This window comes from Streptomyces sp. NPDC090499 (assembly GCF_044769305.1).
Taxonomy (GTDB): domain Bacteria; phylum Actinomycetota; class Actinomycetes; order Streptomycetales; family Streptomycetaceae; genus Streptomyces.
Map to the genome: position 1 here is coordinate 267,364 of NZ_JBIVXP010000003.1, position 24,769 is coordinate 292,132.

26 protein-coding genes are annotated in these 24,769 nt (G+C 71.4%); 12 read left to right on the plus strand and 14 right to left on the minus strand.

Going from position 1 to position 24,769, the window contains the following annotated elements; genetic code table 11:
* Positions 1 to 15 precede the first annotated feature (15 nt).
* The 5 genes from ACIQVL_RS13195 to ACIQVL_RS13215 all read right to left on the minus strand — a co-directional run bounded on the left by ACIQVL_RS13195 (position 16) and on the right by ACIQVL_RS13215 (position 5,463).
* Positions 16 to 1,488: a DHA2 family efflux MFS transporter permease subunit gene (locus tag ACIQVL_RS13195; RefSeq protein ID WP_403475348.1), complete on the minus strand. Its 1,473-nt coding sequence runs from the start codon at positions 1,486 to 1,488 to the stop codon at positions 16 to 18.
* A 148-nt stretch (positions 1,489 to 1,636) separates the two neighbouring features.
* The gene (locus ACIQVL_RS13200) at positions 1,637 to 2,032 is read right to left on the minus strand and encodes a hypothetical protein (RefSeq protein WP_403438239.1); all 396 of its coding nucleotides are present in this window, start codon (positions 2,030 to 2,032) and stop codon (positions 1,637 to 1,639) included.
* 110 nt (positions 2,033 to 2,142) lie between these two features.
* Positions 2,143 to 2,724, minus strand: a complete 582-nt coding sequence (locus ACIQVL_RS13205) for a hypothetical protein (protein ID WP_403438242.1) — start codon at positions 2,722 to 2,724, stop codon at positions 2,143 to 2,145.
* 182 nt (positions 2,725 to 2,906) lie between these two features.
* The gene (locus ACIQVL_RS13210) at positions 2,907 to 3,674 is read right to left on the minus strand and encodes a DUF4328 domain-containing protein (protein WP_403475349.1); all 768 of its coding nucleotides are present in this window, start codon (positions 3,672 to 3,674) and stop codon (positions 2,907 to 2,909) included.
* Positions 3,675 to 3,798: 124 nt separating this feature from the next.
* Positions 3,799 to 5,463 (minus strand): family 20 glycosylhydrolase, encoded by a 1,665-nt coding sequence (locus ACIQVL_RS13215; RefSeq protein ID WP_403475350.1) that lies wholly within the window; start codon positions 5,461 to 5,463, stop codon positions 3,799 to 3,801.
* A 164-nt stretch (positions 5,464 to 5,627) separates the two neighbouring features.
* Here ACIQVL_RS13215 and ACIQVL_RS13220 point away from each other — a divergent pair, with 164 nt between their 5' ends.
* From ACIQVL_RS13220 to ACIQVL_RS13240, 5 genes are all read left to right on the plus strand, one after another.
* Positions 5,628 to 6,176, plus strand: coding sequence for a 2-oxo-4-hydroxy-4-carboxy-5-ureidoimidazoline decarboxylase (locus ACIQVL_RS13220; RefSeq protein ID WP_403438251.1), 549 nt, complete (start codon positions 5,628 to 5,630; stop codon positions 6,174 to 6,176).
* A gap of 204 nt (positions 6,177 to 6,380) precedes the next feature.
* Positions 6,381 to 6,761 carry a succinate dehydrogenase, cytochrome b556 subunit gene (gene sdhC, locus ACIQVL_RS13225; protein WP_071659649.1) on the plus strand — a complete coding sequence of 127 codons (381 nt, stop codon included), beginning with the start codon at positions 6,381 to 6,383 and terminating at the stop codon, positions 6,759 to 6,761.
* 5 nt (positions 6,762 to 6,766) lie between these two features.
* Positions 6,767 to 7,249, plus strand: a complete 483-nt coding sequence (locus ACIQVL_RS13230; RefSeq protein WP_403438254.1) for a succinate dehydrogenase hydrophobic membrane anchor subunit — start codon at positions 6,767 to 6,769, stop codon at positions 7,247 to 7,249.
* 19 nt (positions 7,250 to 7,268) lie between these two features.
* A complete protein-coding gene (gene sdhA / locus ACIQVL_RS13235; RefSeq protein ID WP_403475351.1) occupies positions 7,269 to 9,023 on the plus strand; it encodes a succinate dehydrogenase flavoprotein subunit in 1,755 nt (584 codons plus the stop codon).
* Positions 9,023 to 9,802 (plus strand): succinate dehydrogenase iron-sulfur subunit, encoded by a 780-nt coding sequence (locus ACIQVL_RS13240; protein ID WP_403438261.1) that lies wholly within the window; start codon positions 9,023 to 9,025, stop codon positions 9,800 to 9,802. Before sdhA ends, ACIQVL_RS13240 begins: the two co-directional genes overlap by 1 nt.
* Positions 9,803 to 9,869: 67 nt before the next feature.
* Here ACIQVL_RS13240 and ACIQVL_RS13245 read toward each other — a convergent pair whose 3' ends face one another.
* Positions 9,870 to 10,310, minus strand: a complete 441-nt coding sequence (locus ACIQVL_RS13245) for a hypothetical protein (RefSeq protein ID WP_403475352.1) — start codon at positions 10,308 to 10,310, stop codon at positions 9,870 to 9,872.
* Positions 10,311 to 10,440: 130 nt separating this feature from the next.
* Between ACIQVL_RS13245 and ACIQVL_RS13250 the strand changes: the two genes are divergently transcribed.
* From ACIQVL_RS13250 to ACIQVL_RS13265, 4 genes are all read left to right on the plus strand, one after another.
* Positions 10,441 to 10,851 carry a VOC family protein gene (locus ACIQVL_RS13250; RefSeq protein WP_403438266.1) on the plus strand — a complete coding sequence of 137 codons (411 nt, stop codon included), beginning with the start codon at positions 10,441 to 10,443 and terminating at the stop codon, positions 10,849 to 10,851.
* A 94-nt stretch (positions 10,852 to 10,945) separates the two neighbouring features.
* Complete coding sequence (locus tag ACIQVL_RS13255) at positions 10,946 to 11,353, plus strand: hypothetical protein (RefSeq protein WP_403438269.1); 408 nt, start codon at positions 10,946 to 10,948, stop codon at positions 11,351 to 11,353.
* Between the two features lie 5 nt (positions 11,354 to 11,358).
* Positions 11,359 to 11,844, plus strand: coding sequence for a thiol-disulfide oxidoreductase DCC family protein (locus ACIQVL_RS13260; protein WP_403438272.1), 486 nt, complete (start codon positions 11,359 to 11,361; stop codon positions 11,842 to 11,844).
* A 9-nt stretch (positions 11,845 to 11,853) separates the two neighbouring features.
* Positions 11,854 to 12,603: a TetR/AcrR family transcriptional regulator gene (locus tag ACIQVL_RS13265; RefSeq protein ID WP_403438274.1), complete on the plus strand. Its 750-nt coding sequence runs from the start codon at positions 11,854 to 11,856 to the stop codon at positions 12,601 to 12,603.
* Here ACIQVL_RS13265 and ACIQVL_RS13270 read toward each other — a convergent pair.
* Positions 12,596 to 15,007 carry an MMPL family transporter gene (locus ACIQVL_RS13270; RefSeq protein WP_403475536.1) on the minus strand — a complete coding sequence of 804 codons (2,412 nt, stop codon included), beginning with the start codon at positions 15,005 to 15,007 and terminating at the stop codon, positions 12,596 to 12,598. The two genes, ACIQVL_RS13265 and ACIQVL_RS13270, sit on opposite strands and share 8 nt — an antisense overlap.
* A 175-nt stretch (positions 15,008 to 15,182) precedes the next feature.
* On the opposite strand from ACIQVL_RS13270, the gene ACIQVL_RS13275 reads away from it, so the two are divergent.
* Both ACIQVL_RS13275 and ACIQVL_RS13280 read left to right on the plus strand, forming a co-directional pair.
* Entirely contained in the window at positions 15,183 to 15,872 is a 690-nt protein-coding gene (locus ACIQVL_RS13275) for a response regulator transcription factor (RefSeq protein WP_403438277.1), read from the plus strand.
* The gene (locus ACIQVL_RS13280) at positions 15,869 to 17,299 is read left to right on the plus strand and encodes a sensor histidine kinase (protein ID WP_403438280.1); all 1,431 of its coding nucleotides are present in this window, start codon (positions 15,869 to 15,871) and stop codon (positions 17,297 to 17,299) included. Before ACIQVL_RS13275 ends, ACIQVL_RS13280 begins: the two co-directional genes overlap by 4 nt.
* 159 nt (positions 17,300 to 17,458) lie before the next feature.
* Here the strand turns inward: ACIQVL_RS13280 and ACIQVL_RS13285 are convergent, their stop codons facing one another.
* The 4 genes from ACIQVL_RS13285 to ACIQVL_RS13300 all read right to left on the minus strand — a co-directional run bounded on the left by ACIQVL_RS13285 (position 17,459) and on the right by ACIQVL_RS13300 (position 21,188).
* Positions 17,459 to 17,860, minus strand: a complete 402-nt coding sequence (locus ACIQVL_RS13285) for an ATP-binding protein (protein WP_403438283.1) — start codon at positions 17,858 to 17,860, stop codon at positions 17,459 to 17,461.
* A 5-nt stretch (positions 17,861 to 17,865) separates the two neighbouring features.
* Entirely contained in the window at positions 17,866 to 19,422 is a 1,557-nt protein-coding gene (locus tag ACIQVL_RS13290) for an ABC transporter substrate-binding protein (protein ID WP_403475353.1), read from the minus strand.
* A 210-nt stretch (positions 19,423 to 19,632) separates the two neighbouring features.
* Positions 19,633 to 20,919 (minus strand): metallophosphoesterase, encoded by a 1,287-nt coding sequence (locus ACIQVL_RS13295; RefSeq protein ID WP_403475354.1) that lies wholly within the window; start codon positions 20,917 to 20,919, stop codon positions 19,633 to 19,635.
* A 29-nt stretch (positions 20,920 to 20,948) separates the two neighbouring features.
* The gene (locus ACIQVL_RS13300) at positions 20,949 to 21,188 is read right to left on the minus strand and encodes an SCO4848 family membrane protein (protein WP_093508084.1); all 240 of its coding nucleotides are present in this window, start codon (positions 21,186 to 21,188) and stop codon (positions 20,949 to 20,951) included.
* Positions 21,189 to 21,279: 91 nt separating this feature from the next.
* Here ACIQVL_RS13300 and ACIQVL_RS13305 point away from each other — a divergent pair, with 91 nt between their 5' ends.
* Positions 21,280 to 22,542 carry a D-alanyl-D-alanine carboxypeptidase family protein gene (locus ACIQVL_RS13305; RefSeq protein ID WP_403438293.1) on the plus strand — a complete coding sequence of 421 codons (1,263 nt, stop codon included), beginning with the start codon at positions 21,280 to 21,282 and terminating at the stop codon, positions 22,540 to 22,542.
* Here ACIQVL_RS13305 and ACIQVL_RS13310 read toward each other — a convergent pair.
* From ACIQVL_RS13310 to ACIQVL_RS13320, 3 genes are read right to left on the minus strand one after another with little or no spacing between them, the layout of a single operon-like run.
* On the minus strand, positions 22,490 to 23,395 hold the full coding sequence (locus tag ACIQVL_RS13310) for a YihY/virulence factor BrkB family protein (protein WP_403438296.1): 906 nt from the start codon (positions 23,393 to 23,395) through the stop codon (positions 22,490 to 22,492). The two genes, ACIQVL_RS13305 and ACIQVL_RS13310, sit on opposite strands and share 53 nt — an antisense overlap.
* Positions 23,383 to 23,829 carry a GtrA family protein gene (locus ACIQVL_RS13315; protein WP_403475537.1) on the minus strand — a complete coding sequence of 149 codons (447 nt, stop codon included), beginning with the start codon at positions 23,827 to 23,829 and terminating at the stop codon, positions 23,383 to 23,385. Before ACIQVL_RS13315 ends, ACIQVL_RS13310 begins: the two co-directional genes overlap by 13 nt.
* On the minus strand, positions 23,823 to 24,767 hold the full coding sequence (locus ACIQVL_RS13320) for a decaprenyl-phosphate phosphoribosyltransferase (protein WP_403475538.1): 945 nt from the start codon (positions 24,765 to 24,767) through the stop codon (positions 23,823 to 23,825). The genes ACIQVL_RS13315 and ACIQVL_RS13320 overlap by 7 nt, the downstream gene beginning before the upstream one ends.
* Positions 24,768 to 24,769: the final 2 nt, after the last annotated feature.

The window sequence follows — 24,769 nt, forward strand, 5'->3', positions numbered from 1 at the left end:
GCGCCGACGGGCGGATCAGGTGGCCGAGTCCACCGGTTCCGGGGTCCGCTCCGGCGGGGCCTGCGGGGTGGGGGCCCGGTCCGCGTTCACGACCACCCCGGCGATGAGGGCGCCGAGCAGCAGCGCGGCCATCGCCCACCAGGTGGCCACGTTGAAGCCGTGCACGGCGGCCTTCGCCTCCAGCAGCGCCCGGTTCGGGATGCTCGCGGCGTGCGCGGTGGCGTACCGGGTGGTGACGCTCGCGGCGATGGTGTTGAGCAGGGCGGTGCCGATCGAACCGCCCACCTGCTGGGCGGTGTTGAAGGTGGCCGAGGCCGCGCCCGAGTCGCGCGGGGCGACGTTGCCGGTGGCCAGGGAGACGGAGGTCATCATCGCCGTGCCCATGCCGAGGCCGAGCATCAGCATGCCGGGCAGGATGTGCGAGGCGTACGCCGGTTCGACCCCGACCTGGGCTATCAGCGCCAGCGCCCCGGCCGCCAGCAGCAGTCCGGGCACCATCAGCACGCGGGGCGGGACCCGGTGCAGCAGCCGGGCGGCGATCTGGGTGGAGCCGGTGACCATGCCGACGGTGATGGGGAGATAGGCGACGCCGGTCTTCACGGGCGAGTAGCCGAGGACGCGTTGCATGTAGTACGTCAGGAAGAGGAAGACGCCGAACATGCCGACGGTCACCAGCAGCACGGTGAGGAAGGCGCCGACGCGCTGCCGGTCGCGGACCACGGTCATGGGGAGCAGCGGGACCGGGGCACGGGTCTGCCAGTACCCGAAGAGACCGAGCAGCGCGACCCCGCCGATCAGCAGCGTCAGGACCAGGCCGTCGGTCCAGCTCCGGGACTCCGCCTCGGAGAAGCCGTAGACCAGGGAGAGCATGCCGGCCGAACCGAGCAGGGCGCCGGGGACGTCGAGGCGGGCGTCGGGATGCCGGCCGCCGCCGGGCAGCAGGACCCAGGCGCCGGCGAACGCGACCAGCGCGATCGGCACGTTGACGTACAGGCACCAGCGCCAGTCCAGGTACTGGGTGAGGAAGCCGCCGGCGAGCAGCCCGACCGCGGCCCCCGCGCCGATGATGGCGCCGAAGATACCGAACGCCTTCCCGCGTTCCTTCGGGTCGGTGAACGTCGTCGCGAGCAGCGACAGCGCGGCCGGTGCGAGCAGCGCGGCGAACACGCCCTGCAGGGCCCGCGCCCCGAACAGCATGCCCTGGTTCACCGCGGCCCCGCCGAGCGCGGAGGCGGCGGCGAAGCCGATCAGGCCGGTCATGAACGCGATCCTGCGTCCGGCGAGGTCGGCGATCCGGCCGCCGAGCAGCAGCAGTCCGCCGAAGGCGAGGGTGTAGGCGGTGATCACCCACTGCCGGTTGCCGTCGGACATGTGCAGAGCGACCTGGGCGGAGGGGAGCGCGATGTTGACGATGGTCATGTCGAGCACGACCATCAGCTGGGCCAGTGCGATGACGACCAGAGCCCACCAGCGTCGGTTGTCGGCCATGGGCCAATCGTGCTCCCCCACCGGCCGGTTGGGAACGCCCGCGTCTCTTATTACGCTGTTTTTGCCGAGCCGCGCGCCGCCCCGGGACCCCACGCCGCCCCGGAACCGCTCGCAGCCCCAGGACCGCTCGCCGCCCCGGGCCCCTTCGTCACCCCAGGGCGTCCCGGCACAGCAGTCGCAGTGAGCCGTGGCCGCCGTAGCAGCGCCCGGCCTCCTCGATCGGGGCCCAGAGCCTGCCGTCGGGGGTGCGGATCCAGTGCTCGCCGCCGGACGCCCACCACTCGGCGCCGGCGTGACGGACGATCACCTCACCGGCGTAGGCCCCGAGGCCGCGCAGCGTCTCCCGCACGGCGTCGAAGGGCGCGCCCTCCCGGCGTATCTCCTCGATCACCCGGTCGACCCGCCACAGGCTCTGCGCCGAGTAGTCGAGCCGGACCCGGGCGCCCTCGCGCATCATGGCGACCGCGTCCGCGGCCCACCGCGCCGGTCTGGCGGCGGCGTGCGGCCTGGTCTGTTGCCGTGCGGTCCCGTAGGGGGGTGTCACGTAGTGGACTGTCACATAGGGAAGATCCAGGTCGGCGGCGCTTTCGTCATCCGGATCCGGCGTTGTTCCCGCAACCGGCGCAGGACCCGCGCACCGCCCTCACCAATGGTTCACCCGAGCCCGCGGGCCCGCCGCGACACCACCGCGCGCAGCACCCGGCGCCCCTCGGTGGAGACGTCCAGTGCGCGGCGCAGCCCGGCCGCGCCGTGCCCCGCGAGCAGCTCCAGCACCGTGACCTGGCGGCGCAGTTCGGCGGCGACCAGCGGGGACATGCCCTCGGTACCGCCCTCCCGGCGGCTGTCCACCGAGGGCGCCCTGTCCTCGGCGGGGTCGAGAAGCCGGTGGATCTGCAGCGAGGCGACGGAACAGGCGTCGGCCCACATCCGGACGCCGGCGTCCTCCTGCGACCCGGGCGCGGCGTCGAGCATCCGGCGGGCGAGCGCCTCGGCCTCGTCGGCCTGGCCGCCCGCCGCCGCCCGCGCCCCCGCGCCGGTCTCCTCGCCGGCGCCGAGCGAGCCGCGCGCCTTCTCCAGTCCCGCGCTCCAGTCGGAGCCGTCGGCGAGGCTCGCCCACAGCGGCCGCAGCACCAGGTCGTCCCCGCCCAGCAGGGGTACGCACCGATCCAAACAGGCCAACCCGCTGGCAGCCAGCCCGCGTTCATCGGCCTGAGCGATCAGCTCCACCAGGCTCATCCCACGCCTCCCAGAAACGGTCCATACCAAGGCCCCACTTGCACGGAGCTCGTACTTTCCCTAACTGCGTGCGACGGTACGGCAGTGTCACACAGGCGCTGCACCCAGGATGCGGAGGAGTCCGAAGAAAGGCTTTTCGGCCAACGGCGGGGTACGCCGCGATGCGGTCGCGCGGCCGTGGCTCAGAGCCCGGCCGGAGCGGTGCCGGCCATCGCCTTCTCGTGCTGCATGCGGGTCAGCCGGAGCACGAGGAGGATGGCGAGGACGGCGGCGGCGATGTCGAGGGAGTCCGAGAGGATCATCTGCAGGGCGCCGTCACGGACCTGGGCGGCGCCCTCGGCCTCGTCGCCGTAGCCGGTCGTCGCGGCGCGGTCGGCGAACAGGGAGGCCAGCCACAGCGCCCACCAGGTGTTGACCAGGGTGTGCGAACGGGTCGTGCCCCAGGGGCTGCTGGCGTCCCAGATGTCGAGGGTGATCCGGCGCGGGTACCAGAGGTTCACGACCGGCACGAACCAGCCGCCGATCGCCCAGCCCGGCGACTTGCGGTGCCCGAGCGGGTCGAAGACCTGGGCGTTGGCCCGCACCCGCTGGAACCAGCACAGGTAGACGATCACGCAGGCGACCAGCGAGACGGCCTGGGCCCCGGCGGCGACACCCAGCAGTTCGTCGGCGCGGTCGGCCCGGCGGAACGCGGCGGCGCCGGTCTCGCCGTCGGCCAGCGCGCCGGTGGCGTCGTACTGCAGGAAGTCCGCCCAGACGGCGAACAGGTCGGCGGCGACGACCGCCCCGAGCAGTACGGCCGCGGCCCAGCCGAGGCCCACCGGCGAGCGCAGCCACAACCCGGGCGTGCTGCCGAAGGCCGGGGCCGGCTCGGGTGAGTCGCCCAGGCAGCGGTGGCACAGGGTGGCGCCGGGCGCGGCGGCGAAGTGGTGACAGCGGGCGCAGATCATGAAGGGTCCCCCGGGACGCGGTCGGGCACGGCACCCTCCCCTGGCCCGCGCGGAATGCGGAACATACGGCCCGTCACCGCCGTACGTCCACCCGTATGACCGCGATCGCCACGTCCCGTGCGGGTCAGCCCAGTCTGTCCGCCAGGGCCCTGAAGTCCGTCCAGGACATCGCGGGGGTGCCCGGGTCCCAGAGTTTCTGGACGGTCGCCCGCAGCGGCAGCCGGATGCCGGCCGCCACCTGGTCCTGGGTCTGCGAGTTGGCGAGGTCGCACCAGACCGCGAAGGAGCCGCCGAGGACCTGGGGTTCGTACCGCGCGGCCACCGCCGAGGTGCCGCGCAGCATGCGCGGGATCCACTGCTCGTAGATGCGCTGCCCGGTCGGGTAGACGAAGGTGTTGGGCTGCCCGAGGACGTAGTACAGGTACTCGTCGTTGTAGTTGAGGACCTTGCGGCCCGCCCTCAGGTACTCCACGGGCTGCCGGGCGCCGTTCTCCTTGCCGGTCCAGTAGGCGACCTGGAGGTCGTCGGCGGGCTGTACGGAGGTGCCCCGGAGGAAGCCGTCGTTCCAGGCCCGCAGGGTGCGTTCGTGGGCGCGGACGGTGTCGGCGCGGGCGTTCAGCCAGCCGGTGGTGAGGTCGGCGACGGTGGCCCCGTCGCCGTACTCCTGCTGGGCGGCGGCCGCGAGCTGCGGGTAGGAGGCCTGCGGGTTCGCGACGGTCAGGGCCTGGTACTCGTCGCCGCCGAGGTTCCAGTCGGAGCCGGGGAACAGGTCGGCGTACTCGTCGAGCAGGTCGTCGACGAGCTTCGCCGAGGCGTCCTTGGAGATGTCGACGGCACCCCTGGTGGCGACGCCCTGCGCGTTGCGCAGCTGCAGCTCGGGGTGGGCGGCGAGGACGGCGCCGAGGTGTCCGGGCGAGTCGATCTCCGGTACGACCTGGATGTGCCGGGAGGCGGCGAGCGCGACGATCTCCTTCACCTGGGCCTTGGTCAGGTGGTCCCGGGAGACGATCTCGGGGTGGGTGTCGGACTCGATGCGGAAGCCCTGGTCGTCGGAGAAGTGCAGCCCGAGCTCGTTGAACTTCAGGTCGCCCAGTTCTCGTATCCGCGACTCTATCCAGTCGGCGGTGAACGGCTTGCGCGCGATGTCCAGCATGAACCCGCGCTGCGGCTTGGCCGGCTGGTCCCGGACGACGCCCTCCGGGGCCGTACCGCCGCCGTGCACCTCCTGCTTGAGGGTCCGGGTGCCGTAGAAGACGCCGGCGTCCGCGGGCCCGCTGATCCGCACCGACCCGCCGCGCACGGTCATGGTGTACGACTCCGGGTCCCCGCTGCCGCCGAGGTCGAGCCGCAGGTCGCCCGGCCGGACGTCGTCGTCCGCGCCCTTCTGCCCGGCGTACGACAGCCCCAGTTCGCCCGCGGTCAGCCGCCCCTCGTCGGCCAGGGCCGGGTCGCTCACCACGACCCGGCCGCCCCGCTGCGGGCGCCAGCCGGGGCCGCGGGCGGCGGTGTGGGAGCGGACGGCGGGGATGGTGCGGGGGGCCTGGGAGAGGGGGTAGCTGCGGGTGGGGGTGGGGGTGGCCGCCCCGGAGCGCGCCCCGGACGAGGCCGCCCGGTCGCTGCCGGAGGGCTGCCGGGACGCTCCGGCGGTACTCCCGCCGTCGCCGCCCGAGGAGGCCCACACCCCGATGCCGGTACCGAGCGCGACGGTCCCCGCGAAGGCGGCGGCGACCACCACCGCCCGCCTCCGCGCGCCCTGCCGTGTCGACGGCCTGCGCCTGTGCTGGCTCACGGCTACAACTTACGACGCACCCACCGCAGGGCCGTCATCGACGCAATCTGAAACTCTCCCGTTCGGGTGAAATTCAGGCAACCAACGGACACACCGTGGACGTCCTCGATAACGTCGACGACACATATCTCACAGCATCCGCTGCCACCCCTGCCACACCGCATGTGACGCGAGGACCCACGCTGCCCGCCCACCGCCTGCCCCATCTCCCCACCCCGCTGGACGCCTTCAACGCCGCCTCCGACGACGAGGCCGGCGGGCTGCTCCTGCACTGCCTGCACAGCCGGCGGTGGTGCCGCCGCATCGCCGACCACCGCCCCTACCCCGACGTGGAGTCCCTCCTGGCCGCGGCGGACGAGGCGGCGTACGACCTGTCCCCGGGGGACCTCTCGGAGGCCCTGGCGGGCGAGTGCCTCCCGGAGCTGCCGGAGGACACGTACTCGGCGGCCCACACGGCCCTGACGGCGGCCCACGCGGCCTACGAGGCCAAGTTCGGCCACGTCTTCGTCATCTACCTGGGCGACACGCCGCCCGCCGAATCCCTGGACCGCGTCCTGGAAGGCATCCGGTCACGTTTGACAAACGATCCGGAGGAGGAACGGATCGTGACGGCCGAGGAGCTCCGGCGCCTTGCACGGGGACGTCTGCTGCAACTCCTCAGGGGCGCGGGGAACTGCGCGACCAGCCCAAACGCACCCGCACCCGGCAAATAGCCGAACCCACCACCCCGGATGCCGCCCGGCCAACCCACCGGCTAACCCATACGCGTGCCACTTTGATCACACCGGTAGGCCCGGCGTAAGCCCAGCGGCAGCGCCTCGCTACGATGCTGGGGGCCGGTGGACCGTACCCGGCCGGGCCCGACCGACACCCACAAGCCGGCGCGGCCCCGATACCCCGCTCCCGGAGGGACTTCCGTGCCGGCTGGAACGCTGTACCGCGGCCGGGAAGGAATGTGGTCCTGGGTGGCTCACCGAGTCACCGGCGTCCTCATTTTCTTCTTCCTGTTCGTTCACGTGCTGGACACCGCTCTCGTCCGCGTCTCCCCCGAGGACTACGACAAGGTCGTAGCCACGTACAAGACGCCGATCGTCGCACTGCTGGAGTACGGCCTGGTGGCCGCCATCCTCTTCCACGCCCTCAACGGCCTGCGCGTGATCGCCGTCGACTTCTGGTCGAAGGGCCCGCGCTACCAGAAGCAGATGCTCTGGACGGTCGTCGGTGTCTGGGTCGTCCTGATGGCCGGGGCCGTTTACCCCGTTCTCGGCCACGCCGCTCGTGTCCTGTTCGGGAGCTGACACAGATGTCGACCACTGAATCCACCGCAGCCGGCGTCGGCCCCGTCGAGGGCGCTCCCCTCTTCAACGTGGACAACCCGGCCCCCCTCATCGAGGCCCCGCGCAAGCGCACCAAGAAGACCCCGCGCTCCACCCGCGGCAACTTCGAGATGGCCGCCTGGCTGTTCATGCGCCTGTCCGGCGTCGTGCTGGTCGTGCTGGTCCTCGGCCACCTGCTGATCCAGCTGGTGCTCGACGGCGGCGTGTCGAAGATCGGCTTCGCGTTCGTGGCCGGCCGCTGGGCGAGCCCCTTCTGGCAGGTCTGGGACCTGCTGATGCTGTGGCTCGCGATGCTGCACGGCGCGAACGGCCTGCGCACGATCATCAACGACTACGCGGAGCGTGCGAACACCCGGCTGTGGCTGAAGGGCCTGCTCTACACGGCCACGGTGTTCACCATCCTGCTGGGCTCGCTGGTGATCTTCACCTTCGACCCGAACATCCGCTAGGCACGGGGCTGCGAGAATCATGAAGATCCACAAGTACGACACCGTCATCGTGGGCGCCGGCGGCGCCGGCATGCGCGCGGCCATCGAGTCGACGAAGCGCAGCCGCACCGCGGTCCTGACCAAGCTCTACCCCACCCGCTCCCACACGGGCGCCGCGCAGGGCGGCATGGCCGCCGCCCTGGCCAACGTGGAGGAGGACAACTGGGAGTGGCACACCTTCGACACGGTCAAGGGCGGTGACTACCTGGTCGACCAGGACGCCGCCGAGATCCTGGCGAAGGAGGCCATCGACGCCGTCCTCGACCTGGAGAAGATGGGCCTGCCGTTCAACCGGACGCCGGGCGGCACCATCGACCAGCGCCGGTTCGGCGGTCACAGCCGCAACCACGGCGAGGCGCCGGTCCGCCGGTCCTGCTACGCGGCCGACCGCACCGGCCACATGATCCTCCAGACGCTGTACCAGAACTGCGTCAAGGAGGGCGTGGAGTTCTTCAACGAGTTCTACGTCCTGGACCAGCTGATCACCGAGGTCGACGGCGTCAAGAAGTCGTCCGGTGTGGTCGCCTACGAGCTGGCCACCGGCGAGATCCACATCTTCCAGGCGAAGGCCGTCATCTACGCCTCCGGCGGCACCGGCAAGTTCTTCCGGGTGACGTCCAACGCGCACACCCTGACCGGTGACGGCCAGGCGGCCGTCTACCGCCGCGGTCTGCCGCTGGAGGACATGGAGTTCTTCCAGTTCCATCCGACCGGCATCTGGCGGATGGGCATCCTGCTGACGGAGGGCGCCCGCGGTGAGGGCGGCATCCTCCGCAACAAGGACGGCGAGCGCTTCATGGAGAAGTACGCGCCGGTCATGAAGGACCTCGCGTCCCGTGACGTCGTCTCGCGCTCCATCTACACGGAGATCCGCGAGGGCCGCGGCTGCGGTCCCGAGGGCGACCACGTCTACCTCGACCTCACCCACCTCCCGCCGGAGCAGCTGGACGCGAAGCTCCCGGACATCACCGAGTTCGCGCGCACCTACCTGGGCATCGAGCCGTACACGGACCCGATCCCGATCCAGCCCACCGCGCACTACGCCATGGGCGGCATCCCGACCAACGTCGAGGGTGAGGTCCTCTCGGACAACACCACCGTCGTCCCGGGCCTGTACGCGGCCGGCGAGGTCGCCTGCGTCTCCGTGCACGGCGCCAACCGCCTCGGCACCAACTCGCTCCTGGACATCAACGTGTTCGGCCGCCGGGCGGGCATCGCGGCCGCCGCGTACGCGCACGGCCACGAGTACGTGGAACTCCCGGAGAACCCGGCCGAGTTCGTCGTCGACCAGATCGAGCGGCTGCGCTCCTCGACGGGCAACGAGCGGGTCGCCACGATCCGCCGGGAGCTGCAGGACACCATGGACGCCAACGTCATGGTGTTCCGCACCGAGCAGACGATCAAGACGGCGGTCGAGAAGATCGCGGAGCTGCGCGAGCGCTACCGGAACGTCTCGATCCAGGACAAGGGCAAGCGGTTCAACACGGACCTCCTCGAGGCCATCGAGCTCGGCAACCTGCTCGACCTCGCCGAGGTCATGGCGGTCTCCGCACTCGCCCGCAAGGAGTCCCGCGGCGGTCACTACCGCGAGGACTACCCCAACCGCGACGACGTCAACTTCATGCGCCACACCATGGCGTACCGCGAGGTGGGCGACGACGGCGCCGAGTCCATCCGTCTCGATTACAAGCCGGTCGTCCAGACCCGCTACCAGCCGATGGAGCGTAAGTACTGATGGCAACCCCCGTTCTGGACAAGGCGGACGCGGCCGGCCGGCCCGAGCCCGGTTTCGCCGACTCCCCCTACATCACGGTCACCTTCCGGGTCCGCCGCTTCAACCCGGAGGTCTCCGCGGACGCGGTCTGGGAAGACTTCCAGCTGGAGATCGACCCGAAGGAGCGCGTCCTCGACGGCCTCCACAAGATCAAGTGGGACGTCGACGGCACGCTGACCTTCCGCCGTTCCTGCGCGCACGGCATCTGCGGCTCGGACGCGATGCGGATCAACGGCAAGAACCGCCTTGCCTGCAAGACCCTCATCAAGGACATCAACCCCGAGAAGCCGATCACGGTCGAGCCCATCAAGGGCCTGACGGTCCTCAAGGACCTGGTCGTCGACATGGAGCCGTTCTTCCAGGCGTACCGGGACGTCATGCCCTTCCTCATCACGAAGGACACGAACGAGCCCACGCGCGAGCGCCTGCAGTCCGCCGAGGACCGCGAGCGCTTCGACGACACCACGAAGTGCATCCTCTGCGCCGCCTGCACGTCCTCGTGCCCGGTCTTCTGGAACGACGGCCAGTACTTCGGCCCGGCCGCCATCGTCAACGCGCACCGCTTCATCTTCGACAGCCGTGACGAGGCGGCCGAGCAGCGCCTGGAGATCCTCAACGACCGCGACGGCGTCTGGCGCTGCCGCACGACCTTCAACTGCACGGACGCCTGCCCGCGCGGCATCGAGGTCACCAAGGCGATCCAGGAGGTCAAGCGCGCGCTGATCACGCGCCGCTTCTGATCCCGGTTCGGCTACGACGCCGAAGGCCCCGCTCCCGCGCAGGGAGCGGGGCCTTCGGCGTTCCCGGTCACCCCGCGGCCGGTCTGCGCCACTCCCAGGCGCCCGCCGCACGCATCAGCGCCAGGGCCGTTTCCGGGTCGCCGGAGACCAAGGGGTGCACGAGTTCGACGTAGCGGACCTGCCCGGCCAGGGACCTGCGGAGCCGGCGGAGGCTGCGGGCGTCGAAGGAGACCCGGTCTCGGCGGTCCACGACGCCCGCCGAGACGGCCAGCCCCTCGATGCCGACCTTGCACTCGGTCAGTGCGGTCCTGCGGCAGACGTGGATCTCGACGTCGCCCTGCCACAGACCGAGGACCGCCTTGTAGGTCACTCCCGCGCCGGCGTAGGCCGCGACGGCGAGATGCCGGTCCCCTTCCCCGCCGCCCGGCCCGTCCAGGCCCAGCCGCTGCGCGACCTCGGCGAACGCCGCCCGCGCCTCACCGTGGAAGGTCTCTGCTCCCGGAGCCATCCCCGCCCCCTCGCTCGCCCGGCACCGACGACGGCTCAGCGTACCGACGTGACGGCCCCTTCTCGGCCCAACGAGTGACCCGACGGTCAGCCCGCCCGGCAACCGTCATCTCCGCTCCTAATCTGATCGCATGTCAGATGACGAGTCGTACGAACTGCTCGGGTTCGACAACGTGGTGATGCCCGTCGGGAGGCTCGCGGATGCCGTGGCCTTCTACGAGCGGGCCGGGTTCACGGTGGGGTTCCGGTTCGACGAGGGCGGGATCGCGCTGCTGAAGGTCGGGGGCGAGACGCCCGGGATCCTGCTGCGGGCCGAGGAGGGTCTCGGGCACCGGCCTGCGGTGTGGGCGTCGCCGCGGGTGTGGCTGGAGGTGCCGGACGCGCGGGGTGCGGCCAGGCGGCTCAAGGAGGCCGGGGTCGCGGTGCTCGACGAGCCGTTCTCCGTGGCCACCGGCTGGACCGTCGAGGTCGCCGACCCCTGGGGGAACATCCTCGGCTTCACGGACTACAGCAAGCGGCCGGAGCTGGCGCGGCGAGGGTGAAAGGGGTCACCCCGCAACCGAGTTGAACGTGTTCAAAACTGGGTCTACAGTCATCCCTGTCAGCGTTTTGAACGCGTTCAAGAAGGGGTGGGGCATGGACCGCACGGTCATCGCATACGTCATCTACCTGCTCGTCAGCATCGGGCTGACCATCTGGGTGGCCCGCACGCTCAGCCGCAACGGGCGGATCTTCCTCTCCGACGTCCTGCACGGCAACGAGCAGCTCGCCGATGCCGTCAACCACCTTCTGGTCGTCGGCTTCTACCTCGTCAACCTCGGCTTCGTCGCGCTCTACCTGCACACCAGCGACACGATCGACGACACCCGGGGCATCTTCGAGGCGCTGTCCGCCAAGCTCGGTGTGGTGCTGCTGGTGCTCGGCGTGATGCACCTCGGCAACGTGTACGTGCTCAACCGGATCAGGCGCCGCGGGATCATGGAGAAGGAGCAGCTCCCGCCGGTCCCGCCGCAGGGCTGGACCGCGCCGGCGGCCGGGGCGTGACCGCCGTGACCGGAACCGACGACCGGGGCGCCGTGCGCGTCCCGGTCCGCGGGCTCACCGTCCTCTACGACGCCGAGTGCACCCTCTGCACCCACCTGCGCGACTGGCTCGTGCGGCAGCCGCAGCTGGTGCCGCTGGAGCTGGTCCCGGCGGGTTCGGCCGAGGCCCGCACCCGCTTCCCGGACCTCGACCACTCGGCCACCTTCGACGAGGTCACCGTCGTCGGCGACGCGGGGCAGGTCTTCCGGGACACCGCCGCCTGGATCGTCGTGCTCTGGGCGCTGCGGGAGCAGCGGCCGCTCGCGCACCGGCTCAGCACACCGGCCGGGGCCCGGCTGGCGCGGGGCGCGGTGCTCGCCGCCGCCCGGTGGCGGGGCGCGCAGTGGGGCGGGAAGGTCTACCGCCGCGCGGACGGGTGGTCGTACGACCCGGGTCTCGGGTGGACCTACGACCCCGCGGGCTGTGACGGCGACGCCTGCGGCACTCGTTAGGCTCTGTCCGTGTCCGCGAAGAACGACGGTCCCCTCGAGGCCGCTGCCCAGAGCAAGTCCGAGCAGACCCGCGCGCTGATCCTGGAGACGGCGATGCGGCTGTTCCGGGAGCGGGGCTACGAGAAGACCACCATGCGGGCCATCGCCACGGAGGCCGGGGTCTCCGTGGGCAACGCGTACTACTACTTCGCCGGCAAGGAGCACCTGATCCAGGGCTTCTACGACCAGCTCGCCGCCGAGCACCGGGTGGCGGTCCGCGAGGTCCTGGACAAGGAGACCGACCTGGAGAGGCGGCTCGCCGGCGTGCTCAAGGTGTGGCTGGACATCGCCCGGCCGTACCACGAGTTCGCGGTCCACTTCTTCAAGAACGCCGCCGACCCCGACAGCCCGCTCAGCCCCTTCTCCCCGGAGAGCGAGCACGCGCGCGTGGAGGCGATCAGCGTGCACCGCGAGGTGCTGGCCGGGGCGAAGACGAAGGTCGCCCCGGAACTGCGGGACGTACTGCCCGAGTTGATGTGGCTCTCGCAGATGGGGCTGGTCCTGTACTGGATCTTCGACCGGACCGAGGGACGGGAGCGGAGCTACCGGCTGGCCGAGCGGGGGGCCCGGCTGACCGCGCGGGGCGTGTCCCTCGCGCGGTTCCGGGTCCTGCGGCCGCTCGTGCTGGAGGTGCACGAGCTGTTCACGGACTTCCTGCCCGGGATGACGCGGGTGCTGCCGGATCCCGGAGGCAGGACCGGGGGCGGCGCGGCTAGCTGACCGCGTCCACCTCGTCCCCGCTCAGCTCCACGTCGTACACCACCGGCCCCTCCGCCACGGTCACGTGCCGGGCCTTCGAGCCGTACGACGCGGACGTGACCGCCAGCAGGTAGGCGCCCGGCGCCGGGACCGACACGATGTACGAGCCGTCCGCCAGGGACGTCACGCGGTCCAGTTGGCGGCCGCCCTTGGACATCAGGGTCACCGAGGCGTCCTCGACCGGGTCGCCGTCGGCTGTGCGGACGAAGCCGTGGATCGCCGTGGCCGGGCCGGCCGGGGCGGCGCCCGGCTCCGGAGCGGGCGTCTCCTGGGGTTCCACCGCCAGGTGCGGGAGCCGCTTGTCGAGCCAGGCCGGCAGCCACCAGTTGGAGTTGCCCAGCAGGTGCATGGCCGCCGGGACCAGGGCCGTACGCAGGATGAAGGCGTCCAGGGCGACCGCGGCCGCCAGGCCCACGCCCGCCATCGCGGCGCCCGAGTCGCCGCTGAGGACGAAGGCCAGGAAGACGCAGACCATGATCAGGGCCGCGGAGTTGATGACGCGGCTGGTCTCCGCGAGGCCGACCCGGACCGCCCGCGCGTTGTCCTTGGTGTGCACCCACTCCTCGTGCATCCGGCTCACCAGGAACACCTGGTAGTCCATGGAGAGGCCGAAGAGCAGGGAGAGCATGATGACCGGGAGGAACGCGTTGATCGGGCCCTCCTTGCCGAGGCCCAGCAGGTCCAGGCCCCAGCCCCACTGGAAGACCGCCACCAGGACGCCGAAGGAGGCCGCCGCCGCGATCAGGTTCATCACGGCGGCCGTCAGCGGCACGACCAGGGAGCGGAAGGCGACCAGGAGGAGCAGGAAGCCCAGGGTGATGATGGTCGCGATGAAGAGGGGCAGACGGTCGCCGGTGACGGAGGCGAAGTCCTTCGACACCGCCGTCACACCGCCGACGTGGGCCTCGGCGCCCGCCTTCGGGATCACCTGGTCGCGGAGGGTGTCGATGAGGTCGTCCGTCTCCTTCGACTGGGGCGAGGTGGTCGGGACCACCTGGATGACCGTGACGCCCTGCGCCGGGGGCAGCTCGGCGACCTGGTCGACGCCCGGGGTCGACTGCAGGCCCTGGACCAGCTTCGCGGTGTCGCCGCCGACGCTGACCACCTGGAGGGGGCCGTTGAAGCCGGGGCCGAAGCCCTCGGCGAGCAGGTCGTAGGCCTTCCTGGTGGTCGTGGACGCGTCGTCGTTGCCCTGGTCGGTGGCGCCGAGGCGGAGCGAGAGGACCGGGATGGCGAGGACGGCCATGACGACCACGGCGAGTGCGGCGATACGGCGCGGGCGCTTCTCGACGTTCGCCGACCAGCGGGCCGCGAGCCCGCTCGCCTTCTCCGGTTCGGGGCCCTCCGCGGCCAGCCGGCGGCGCTGGCGGCGGCTGAGGACGCGCGGGCCGAGGAAGCCGAGCAGGGCGGGCAGGAGGGTGGTGGCCGCGAGGACGCTCAGGACCACCGTGAGGGACGTGGCGATGACCACGCCCTGCAGGAAGGCCAGCCGCGTGACCAGCATGCCGGCCAGTGCGATGCAGACCGTGCCGCCCGCGAACAGCACCGCCCGGCCCGAGGTGTTGAGGGCGGTGACCGCCGACTCCTCCGGGTCCATGCCGCGCAGGATGCCGCGCCGGTGCCGGGTGACGATGAACAGGGCGTAGTCGATGCCGACGCCGAGGCCGATCAGGGAGGCGAGCAGCGGGGCGATGTCGGGGATGTCGGTGGTGTGGCTGAGCAGCTGGGTGGAGAACAGGCCCATGCCGACGCCGAAGACGGCGATCGCGATGGGCAGGGTCATCGCGAAGAACGAGCCGAAGGCGAGGAACAGCACGACGGCCGCGGCGATGATGCCGACCATCTCGGAGAGGCCCTGCGGCGGCTCCTGGACGCGCTGGATGGCCTGGCCGCCCAACTCCACCTGAAGACCGTCTCGTTCGGCGGCCTGGGCGGTGTCGAGGACCTTCTGCACCTGCTCCTTGGGGATCTCGTTCGCCCGCTTGGTGAAGGTCAGCTGGGCGTAGGCGATCGTGCCGTCCTTGCTGATCTGCGCGGAACCGCGGGCGCCCGCGTAGGGGCTGCTGACCGCGCCCACGCCGGGCAGCTTCGCGATCTTGTCGAGGGCCGGCCGGACGCGGTCCTGGACCGCCTGGTCCGTCACCGAGCCGCTGTCGGCCTTCCACACCACCGTGTCCGTGTCACCGGAGGTGTTCGGGAAGGCCTTCTCCATCAGGTCGTACGCGGTCTTGGAGTCCGTGTCGGGGAGGGAGAAGACGTTCGCGTAGTTCGTGCCCGCCGACGAGGCCGAGAAGCCCACGCCGACGAGTGCCCCCACCCACAGCAACAGGACCACCAGCCGGTGCCGATAGCACCACCGTGCCAATGCCGTCACGTTCAACAGCTCCTTGTCGTAGATCACTTCGGTCGGTCGGTCCCCCAGGTCCTGGGCAACAGGATCGGCAGCGGGGAGCGCGCCGGGACACGGGGCGCGCATGACTCTCAAGGAACTCCAAAGCTGCGCGCCCCCGGCTGTCGGTGGCGGCGCCGATACTGGGGGCATGACGGCTCCAGGCAGCACCGTGCTGGTCGTGGAGGACGAGCCGAGCATCGCGGACGTCCTCGCCATCGCCCTGCGCTACCACCGGTTCGAGGTGATGACGGCCGGCACGGTCCGCGACGCCCTCGCGCTGGCCGAGCGCACCCGGCCGGACGCGGCCCTGCTCGACGTGATGCTGCCGGACGGCGACGGGCGGGCGCTGGCGCGGGAACTGCGCGCCCGGCAGCCCGACCTCGCGCTGGTGTTCCTGACGGCACGGGACGCGCCCGCCGAGATAGTCGGGGCGCTCGGCTACGGCGACGACTACATCACCAAGCCGTTCAACATCGACGAGGTCGTCGCCCGGATCGGCGCCGTGCTGCGCCGCACCCGCCCGGCGGACGTCATCCAGCAGCGCCCGCCGCTGCGCTACGGCGACCTGGAGCTGGACGAGACGACGTACTCGGTGCACCGCGCCGGCCGCACGGTCGAGCTGACCCCGACCGAGTACGCGCTGCTGCGCTTCCTGGTGCGCAACGGCGGCCGGATCGTGCCGAAGGAGCAACTGCTCCGGCACGTCTGGCAGTACGAGCACATACCGTCCGAGTCGACCGTCGTGGAGACCTACATCAGCTACCTGCGGCGCAAGCTCGACGCCCTCGGAGCCCCGGTGATCACCACCCGGCGGGGCGTCGGGTACGGCCTGACATGAACCTCGGCAAACGCCGGCACCGGCACGGACTGCACTCGCTGCGCGGCAAGCTCACCCTGGCCAACGTCGGGCTGCTCGCCGTCGGCATCGTGGTGGCGGCCGTGGTGAGCATCATGGGCATGCGGCTGTACCTGCTCGACCAGGTGGACTCCGAGCTGCTCAAGATGCGGACGTCACTGGGGAGTTCGGGACTCACCCTGCGGCAGGTCGACTCGCTGAGCGCGCTCGGCGTGATCCGCGACCGGATCACCCCCACCGAGTCCGACCCGACACCGGACTCGATCTTCGCGGTCATCGACCCCAAGGGCGACGCGATCTCCCTCTTCGACATGAAGCCGACCGAGGCCCAGCGCTCCCTCGCCGCCGCCGTGTCCGACCCGCACGCCCTCGCCGCCGCGCCCGACCCGCGCGACATCGACGTGCACGGCGCCACCTACCGGGTGACCGCGACCCGGCTCGCCGACGGCCCCTACATCCTGCTGGCCACCTCGACCGAGCTGCTGCACAAGGGCATGGCCAAGGCGCTCCGGCTCGACTTCACGGTCGGCTCGCTGCTGCTCGCGCTGCTGTGCTGCCTGACCATGTACAGCGTGCGGCAACGGCTGCGGCCACTGGAGGACATGGTGGAGACGTCGTCGGCGATCGCCGAGGGCGACCTGACCCGGCGTGTGCCCTCCAGCCAGCATCCGACCGAGGAGGTCGAGCAGCTGCGGCTGGCCCTCAACGCCATGCTGCACCAGGTGGAGACGGCGTACCGGACCCGCGAGCGCAGCGCGGCCCAGCTGCGCCGGTTCGTCGCCGACGCCTCGCACGAGCTGCGCACCCCGCTCGCCGCCATCCGCGGCTATCTCCAGCTCTACGACAAGGGGATGCTGAGCGAGCCCGGGGAGCGGCGGCGGGCCTGGGACCGGATGCACGGCGAAGTCGACCGGATGGGCCGCCTCGTGGACGAGCTGCTGCTGCTCGCCCGGCTCGACCAGCGGCCGGAGATCAGGTTCCGGAACGTCGACCTGAGCCGGCTGGTGCGGGACGCGGCGGAGGACCTGCGGGCGCAGCAGCCGGGGCGGCCGGTGGCTGTGGAGGCCGACGGGGCGGTGCTGGTGCGGGCGGACGAGTCGGGGCTGCGGCAGGTGCTGGGGAACCTGATGGCCAACGTCCGCATCCACACGCCCTGTGACGCCGCCGTACGGCTGGGGGTGGAGCGGGCGGACGGGGCGGTGCGGGTGTGCGTGGCCGACGAGGGGCCGGGGCTGGCGGAGGAGGACGCGGCGCGGATCTTCGACCGGTTCTTCCGGGTGGGGAGCGCGGAGGGGAGCGGGCTGGGGATGGCGATCGTGCAGGGGGTGGTGGAAGCCCATGGGGGCGAGGTGCGCGTGCGGACCTCGCCGGGGGAGGGGCTGGCGGTGACGGTGACGCTGCGGTGCTGAGTCTCGGGTGCAGCTGAGTTGGGCCGGTCGCGCCCACGCGGCGGCGGCCGCACATCGGATACAGCCCCACGCCCCTGAAGGGGCGCGCACTGCAGCGCCCTTCTTCCAGGGGCGCGGGGAACTGCGCGGGCAACCACGACGGCGCCGCGGCCGCAATGACTACGGGTCGACCGAGATCAACGCCCAGACGGTCTTGCCGTGGGCTCCCCTGCTCCACACGCCCCAGGCCGCGGCGACGGTCTCCACCAGGTGCAGGCCACGGCCCGTCTCGTCGTCCTCCCTGACGATGCGCAGGCGGGGCTCCGCGCGGCCCTCGTCCGAGACCTCGATGAGGCAGGAGCCGTCCGCCAGGGCGGTCACCGCCACCTCGAACTCCCGCTCCCGCAACGGGCCGTGGCGGACGACGTTGGTGGCCAGTTCGGAGACGAGGAGCAGGGCGTCGTCGACCGCCGGGGTGTCCGGGCCGTGGCCCCACGCGGCCAGGTGGTCCCGGACCCGGTGCCGGGCCAGGCCGACGGACGCCGGGTGCCGGGGAAGCCGGAAGACGTTGCGTCTGAGCACGCCCGTCAGATCCAGTTCAGGCTCCACAGGCGGAACACGCCCGTGCTGTCCGTGAGGTACTGGGCCCCGCCCACGTCCTCGCTGCTGAGGACGTAGTCGGTGCGCTGCCACAGCGGGATCAGCGGGACGTCGTTCGCCACGTCCGTCTGGACGTTCCGGAAGTCCTGGTCGGCACGGCTGCGGTCGGCGTACCGCTGGCTGTCCTGGAGGAGGCCGTCGACGGCCTTGTTGCTGTAGCCGGTGCTCATCACGGAGTCGCTGCCGACCAGGGAGGCGCCGAAGGTGTCCGGGTCGGGATAGTCGGCGACCCAGCCGACCGCCCAGGCGTCCATCTTCCCCTGGGCCCACGACTTCTGGAAGTCGGTCCACTCGTAACCCTTGACGTCGACCTTGAACAGGCCGCCCGCCTCCAGCTGCTTCTTCAGTGCGGCGGCCTCCTCGGCTCCCGCGCCGTGGCCGATGCCGTAGCCGAAGGTGAACTCGACGGGCGTGCTGACCCCGGCCTCCGCCAGCAGCGCCTTCGCCTTGGCGACGCTCTGGGTCGGGTAGGTGTCGAAGAAGGACGTGGTGTGGCCGGTGAGGCCGCTCGGGATCAGCGAGTACAGCGGCTGCACCGTGCCGTCGTACACCGTCGAGGCCAGTTGCTCGCGGTCGATCAGCCAGGCGAGGGCGCGGCGGACCAGCACGTCGTGCAGGGGCGAGTGCTTGCGGGTGTTCAGGTACAGGTTGCGGGTCTCGGAGCTGTCCGACTCCAGGACGCGCTGGTCGGGGTCGCTCGGCGAGAGCTTGGAGACCATGCCGGGCGGCAGCGTCCGGGTCGCCACGTCGACCTGCTTGGCCTTGTAGGCGTCGGCGAGCTTGGCCGAGTCGGCGTAGTAGCGCAGCTCGACGGGGCGGCCGGTGCCGCTCAGCTCGCCCTTGTAGTCGCCGTTGGGCCGCAGGTTCGCCTGCTTGCCCTTCGTGTACGAGGTCAGGGTGTACGGGCCGGTGCCGTCCACCGAGTTGTCGGTGCGCAGCCTGTTCGCCGGGTACTTGTCCTTGTCGACGATCGCGCCGGCGCCGGTGGCCAGCTTGAACGGGAACGTGGCGTCCGCGGACGACAGGTGGAAGGTGACGGTCTTGCCGGAGGTGGTCACCGAGCGGAGCGTCGAGAGCAGGGAGGCCGGGCCGACATCGGAGTTGATCTTCTTGACCCGGTCGAAGGAGTACTTCACGTCCTCGGCGGTCATCGTGCGGCCGCTCGGGAAGGTGATCCCGTCGCGCACCACGCAGCGGTACGTCTGGAGACCGGAGTCCGTGAAGTCGCAGCTCTGCGCCGCGTCCGGGACCGGCTGGACGCCGCCGGGCTCGAAGGTGAGCAGAGTCTGGAAGATGTTGTTGAACAACGCCCAGGACCCGGCGTCGTAGGCGCCGGCCGGGTCGAGCGAGGTGACGGCGTCGGTCGTGCCGACGGTGATCGTCTTGTTCTTGTTCTCCTGCGACGGCAGCAGCTGCCAGCCGCCGATCCCCACGACCGCCAGAACGACAAGTGTCACGAGAATCCGCATGCGAACAGATCGCATGGTTGGTGCCCTCCCCAGGACCACCACGGGTCCGTTCCAGGCCCTGCCCAGGCCCTCCCCAGGTGCCACTCCCCTAAGTGACGCGGCTCACCTAATCACAGGTGTTTCATGTGGGGGAAGAGTGATCTGACTAGATGAGGAAGAACTTACCGATGGCTTGTTTCCGCCGGATTTCACAGCTCTTCCACAGCAGGTTCGAGTCGGTCCGGGTCAGGCCTGCCGCGACGCGAGTTCGATGACCGTGATGTCGGAGGGGGCGCCAACCCGGGTGGGGGGACCCCAGGCGCCGGCGCCCCGGGAGACGTACAACTGGGTGTCGCCGTAACGGTCCAGACCGGCGACGGTCGGGTTGGCCGCCGCGGCGACGATGTTGCCGGGCCAGAGCTGGCCGCCGTGGGTGTGGCCGGAGAGCTGCAGGTCGACGTGGTGGCGGACGGCCTCGTGGATCTGGACGGGCTGGTGGGCGAGGAGCACGCAGGCGCGGGCCGGGTCCCGGCCGGCCAGGGCACGGTCGAAGTCGGGGCCCTGGCCGGTGCTTTCACCGGCGAGGTCGTTCACTCCGGCGAGGTCGAAGTGGGTGAGTTCGGTACGGGCGTTCTCCAGCGGGCGCAGTCCCAGGGTCCGGACCTCCTCGATCCACTGCGGGGCGCCGGAGAAGTACTCGTGGTTGCCGGTGACGAAGTAGCTGCCGTGGCGTGCGGAGAGCTGGGCCAGGGGGGCGGCGGCCGGGCCGAGGTCCTGCACGCTGCCGTCGACGAGGTCGCCGACGACCGCGATCAGGTCGGGCTGGGTGGCGTTGACCGTGTCGACGACGCGCTGCGCGAAGCCGCGGCCGAGGACGGGGCCGAGGTGGATGTCGCTCACGACGGCGATGCGGTAGCCGTGGGCGGCGCGGGGGAGTTTGGCGAGGGGGACGGTGACGCGTCTCACGCCGGGGCCGCGCAGGACGCCGTAGGTGCCGAGGCCGACGGTGGTGACGGCGGCGGTGGCGGCTGCGCCGCCGACCACTCGGGAGACGAAGAGGCGGCGGGTGGGAGCGGAGGCGGGGGCGGGGGCGGGATTTTCGGTGCGGGTGAGTTGTCGGAGGGGGGCCTCTGTTTGTGGTGACAGTTGCTCGCCGTGGTGGCTGGTCGCGCGGTTCCCCGCGCCCCCGAAGGGGCGCTCCGGACCGGGGTGCTTCCGAGGCGAGCGCTCCAGGAGGCGGCCCAGCAGCGGCCTTGCCACCTCGCCCGCCACCACTGCCAGCAGCAGGTACAGCGAGAGCGCCATCCACAGGAAGCCCGGCCAGGCAAGCACCCGCTGGAGCAGGAACGGGGCGTGGCCCAGCTCCGCGAAGAGGGCCGCGAACATCATCGCCGGGCCGGCGACGAACAGGGCCGTGCCCAGCCGCCGCGGCCGGCCCCACCCCGTCGTCGTGTCGCGGACCAGGCGGCGCCAGAGGTACCGGTACAGGGCCGCCACCACGGCCAGGGCGAGGAGCCCGAAGACGATGATCACCCTGCCGTGCCTCCTCCCTGGCCTGTTTTCTATGACGTACGGCGCAGTGCGCGGACTCCGCGCAACCCGATGACCCCGATGACCGTCCCCAATACGAAGGACACGACGGCCAGCGTCAGGTGGATCCAGAAGTACGCCGTGGGATGCCCGTTGTCGAAGGCGAGACCGCTGCCGTCCTTGACGAGGTTTTTGACGAAAGTGATCCAGATGAACCAGCTCCACACCCCGAAGGCGAGCAGGAACCAGGAGACCGGACGGCTGAGCTTCATGGGTTCAGTATCTCCGGCCGCTGTCCGGTTCCGGTTCCGGGGTGGAGTCGGTGACGGGACTTCGCCCTCCGCGGCAGGTACGTTCTCGTCCGTGCCCGCTCCGAAGCCGAAGGCCAGCCGCTTGCTGCTGGTCGCCTCCGCCGCCCTGCTGTCCCTGTCGTCCACCGCGCCGGCCGCGCTCGCCGCGCCGACCCCGTCCACGACTCCGTCGGCCACTCCCCCGGCAGGCATGTCGACGGTGGGCGGTACCCGGCTCGGGCAGCCCGGGACCCAGGTGAACCCGGCCGCCGGGGTTCCGGTGCTGCCGAAGGACATCACGGGGCGGTCCTGGATCGTCTCCGACGCCGAGTCGGGCGAGGTGCTCGCCGCGCACAACGCGCACTGGCGGCTGCCCCCGGCCAGCACCCTGAAGATGCTGTTCGCGGACACCGTGCTGCCCCGGTTCCCGAAGTCGACCCCGCACACGGTGGTGCCGGCCGACCTCGCGGGCATCGGCGCCGGTTCCAGCATGGTCGGGATAAAGGAGGGCCAGAGCTACACGGTCCACGATCTCTGGCTCGGGGTGTTCCTGCGCTCCGGCAACGACGCCGTGCACGTGCTGTCGGCGATGAACGGCGGGGTCGAGCAGACCGTCCGCGACATGCAGGACCACGCGGACGAGCTGCAGGCGCTGGATACCCACGTGGTGAGTCCGGACGGGTACGACCAGCCGGGGCAGGTGTCGTCGGCGTACGACCTGTCGCTGTTCGCGCGTTCCGGGCTGCAGAAGAAGGACTTCCGGGAGTACTGCTCGACCGTGCGGGCCAGTTTCCCGGGCGACACGACGAAGAACGCGAAGGGCAAGTCGGTCCGCGGGTCCTTCGAGATCCAGAACACCAACCGGCTGCTGAGCGGCGACACCGACGTCCCGGTGTACCAGGGCATCGCGGGGGTGAAGAACGGCAACACCACCAACGCGGGCGCCACCTTCACCGGGGTCGCCGAGCGGAACGGCCGGGTGCTGCTGGTCACCGTGATGAACCCGGAGAAGAAGGAGCACAATGAGGTCTACAAGGAGACCGCCAAGCTGTTCGACTGGGGCTTCCGGGCGGCCGGCAAGGTGACTCCGGTGGGCGAGCTGGTGCCGCCCAGGGGGGCCGCGACCTCCGGTGCCTCGCCGCGGGCCACCGCCGTCGGCAAGGGCGACGGCGCGAGCTCGAAGCCGGTGGCCGCCTCCTCCGCGAACGGCTCCGGCGGGGTCGGGGTGGCGCTGGGCATCGCGGGCGGCGCCTTGGTGCTGCTGGCGGGCGCCGCGTTCCTGGTCAACCGCCGTTGGCCGCTGCCGGATCTGGTGCGCCGGCGGACTCGTCCCTGAACTCGGCGGTGGTCTCCTCCGCCGTCCAGGCGGCGCAGTACAGGACGATCCTGGCCGTGAAGTTGATCCACAGCAGCAGGGCCACCGGGACGCCGAACGCGCCGTACATGCTCTTCCCGGCGACGCCCTGGATGTAGCCGCTGAGCAGCAGCTTGAGGAGTTCGAAGCCGACCGCGCCGATCAGGGCCGCGACCAGCAGGCGGCGGCGCGGCGGTTCGACGCCGGGCAGCAGGGTGAGGACGTAGAGGAGCAGCAGGAAGTCCGCGGTCACGGCGACGAGGAACGCGGCCGTCCGCAGGAGCAGGCTGCCCCAGCTGTGTTCGGCGATGCCGAGCTGCCGGCCCGTCCAGCCGACCGCCGCCGAGGCGATCGTGGAGACGGCGAGCGTGACGAGCACGGCGCCGCCGAAGCCGACCAGGATCACGCCGTCCTTGGCCTTGGCGAGGATCGGGTTCTGGTCCTTGTCGGGCAGCTGCCACACCGCGCGCAGGCAGTCCCGCATCTGGCCGACCCAGTTGATCCCGGTGAACAGCAGGACGGCACCGGCGATGAGACCGACGGTGCCGGCGTTCTGCACCAGGGAGTGGATGTCCAGCTGGTCGGAGATGCCGGGCACCTGGTCGGCGATCTTCTTCTGCAGGTCCTGCTGCTGCGACTCGCTCAGCGTGGCGGCGCCGATCGCGGCGCCCACGGTCAGCAGCGGGAAGAGCGAGACGAAGCTGATGAAGGTCATGGCGGCGGCCAGCCGGGACCACTTCACCCGGTCGAGCCGCTCGTACGACCGCCACACGTGCGTCGTCATCAGCCAGCCCACGAGGGGGCCGACGACGGGGAGTTTTCTCAGCCAGTCCATGATCCGACTCTGCCCTCTCCGCGGAACACCAATGTGCGGGTACCCCAGAAGCGCAGGATCGTGGCCAGCGCCATGCCGACGACCGCGCCGGAGACGGTGTCGGCGCGCTGCGAGGTGAGGCCGAGTCCGTAGTGGCTGACGGCGAGGCAGAGCAGCTGGACCAGGGCGCCCGCGAGGTTCACGGCGACGAAGACGGCGTAGGCGCGCGCCCCGGTTGCACGGGTGTGGCGGTAGGTGACACAGGCGTTGCCGAGGTAGGCGACCGTGCAGCCCGCCACGAAGGACAGGGACTTGGCGGTGAGCGGGTCGAGGGCGGCCGGGCCGCGCAGCCAGCTGAAGAGGCCGAGGTCGGCGGCGTAGGCGAGCAGGCCGACGGCCGCGAAGCCGGTCAGCTCGCGGGTCGGCCCGGACAGCAGGGGCCGCGCCGTCACCAGTGGGCCACCGCGAGGCCGTACATCGCCAGCCAGGCCAGGCCGATCAGGGCGAGGGCGCGGTCGCCGAGGACGACGTCCTCGGGTTCGCCGGCGGTGCCGCGGTCGGCGAAGACGGCGTACCGGAGGATCGCCAGGATGAAGGCGACCATGGACAGCTGGCGCCAGGGCAGCAGGCCGGCGCCGGGCCCGTCGCGGCCCTCAAGCGCCCACAGGCAGTAGGCGAGGACGGCGACCCCGGCGGCCAGCTGCCAGACGAAGCGGAGGTAGCCGGTGGTGTACTCGGTGAGCAGCGCGCGGGTGGCGCCGGCCTTCCCGGCCATCTGCACGGCCTCGGAGTAGCGCTTGGCCGCCACCATGAAGAGCGCGCCGAAGCCGGTGGTGATCAGGAACCAGCGGGACAGCGGGATGCCGAGGGCGACCCCGCCGATCATCGCCCGCATCAGGAAGCCGGTGGTGACGACGACGAGGTCGACGACCAGGACGTGCTTCAGGGCGACGCAGTACGCCAGTTGCATGCCGAGGTAGGCGGTCAGCAGGACGGGGACGAGCGGCGGGGTGAGCCGGGCCGCGAGCACGGGCGCGAGGACGGCCAGGAGGCCGCCGACGGCGTAGGCGACGGGGACCGGGACCTGGCCGGCGGCGACCGGGCGGCGGCACTTGACGGGGTGGGCGCGGTCGGCCTCGGCGTCCCGGGCGTCGTTGATCAGGTAGACGGCGGCGGCGCAGGCCGTGAAGAGGGCGAAGGTCAGGGCGAGGCGGCCGAGCGCGGGCACCGAGAAGAGGCGTCCTGCCGCGGCCGGGGCGGCGACGACGAGGGTGTTCTTGACCCACTGCTTGGGGCGGGTGGTCCGCAGCAGGCCCGTGAGGAGGCCGCCGGGGGTGACACGCGCGCGTGCCGGTGCGTGGGCCCGGGAGGGGTGGGCGCGCTGTTCGCGCAGAG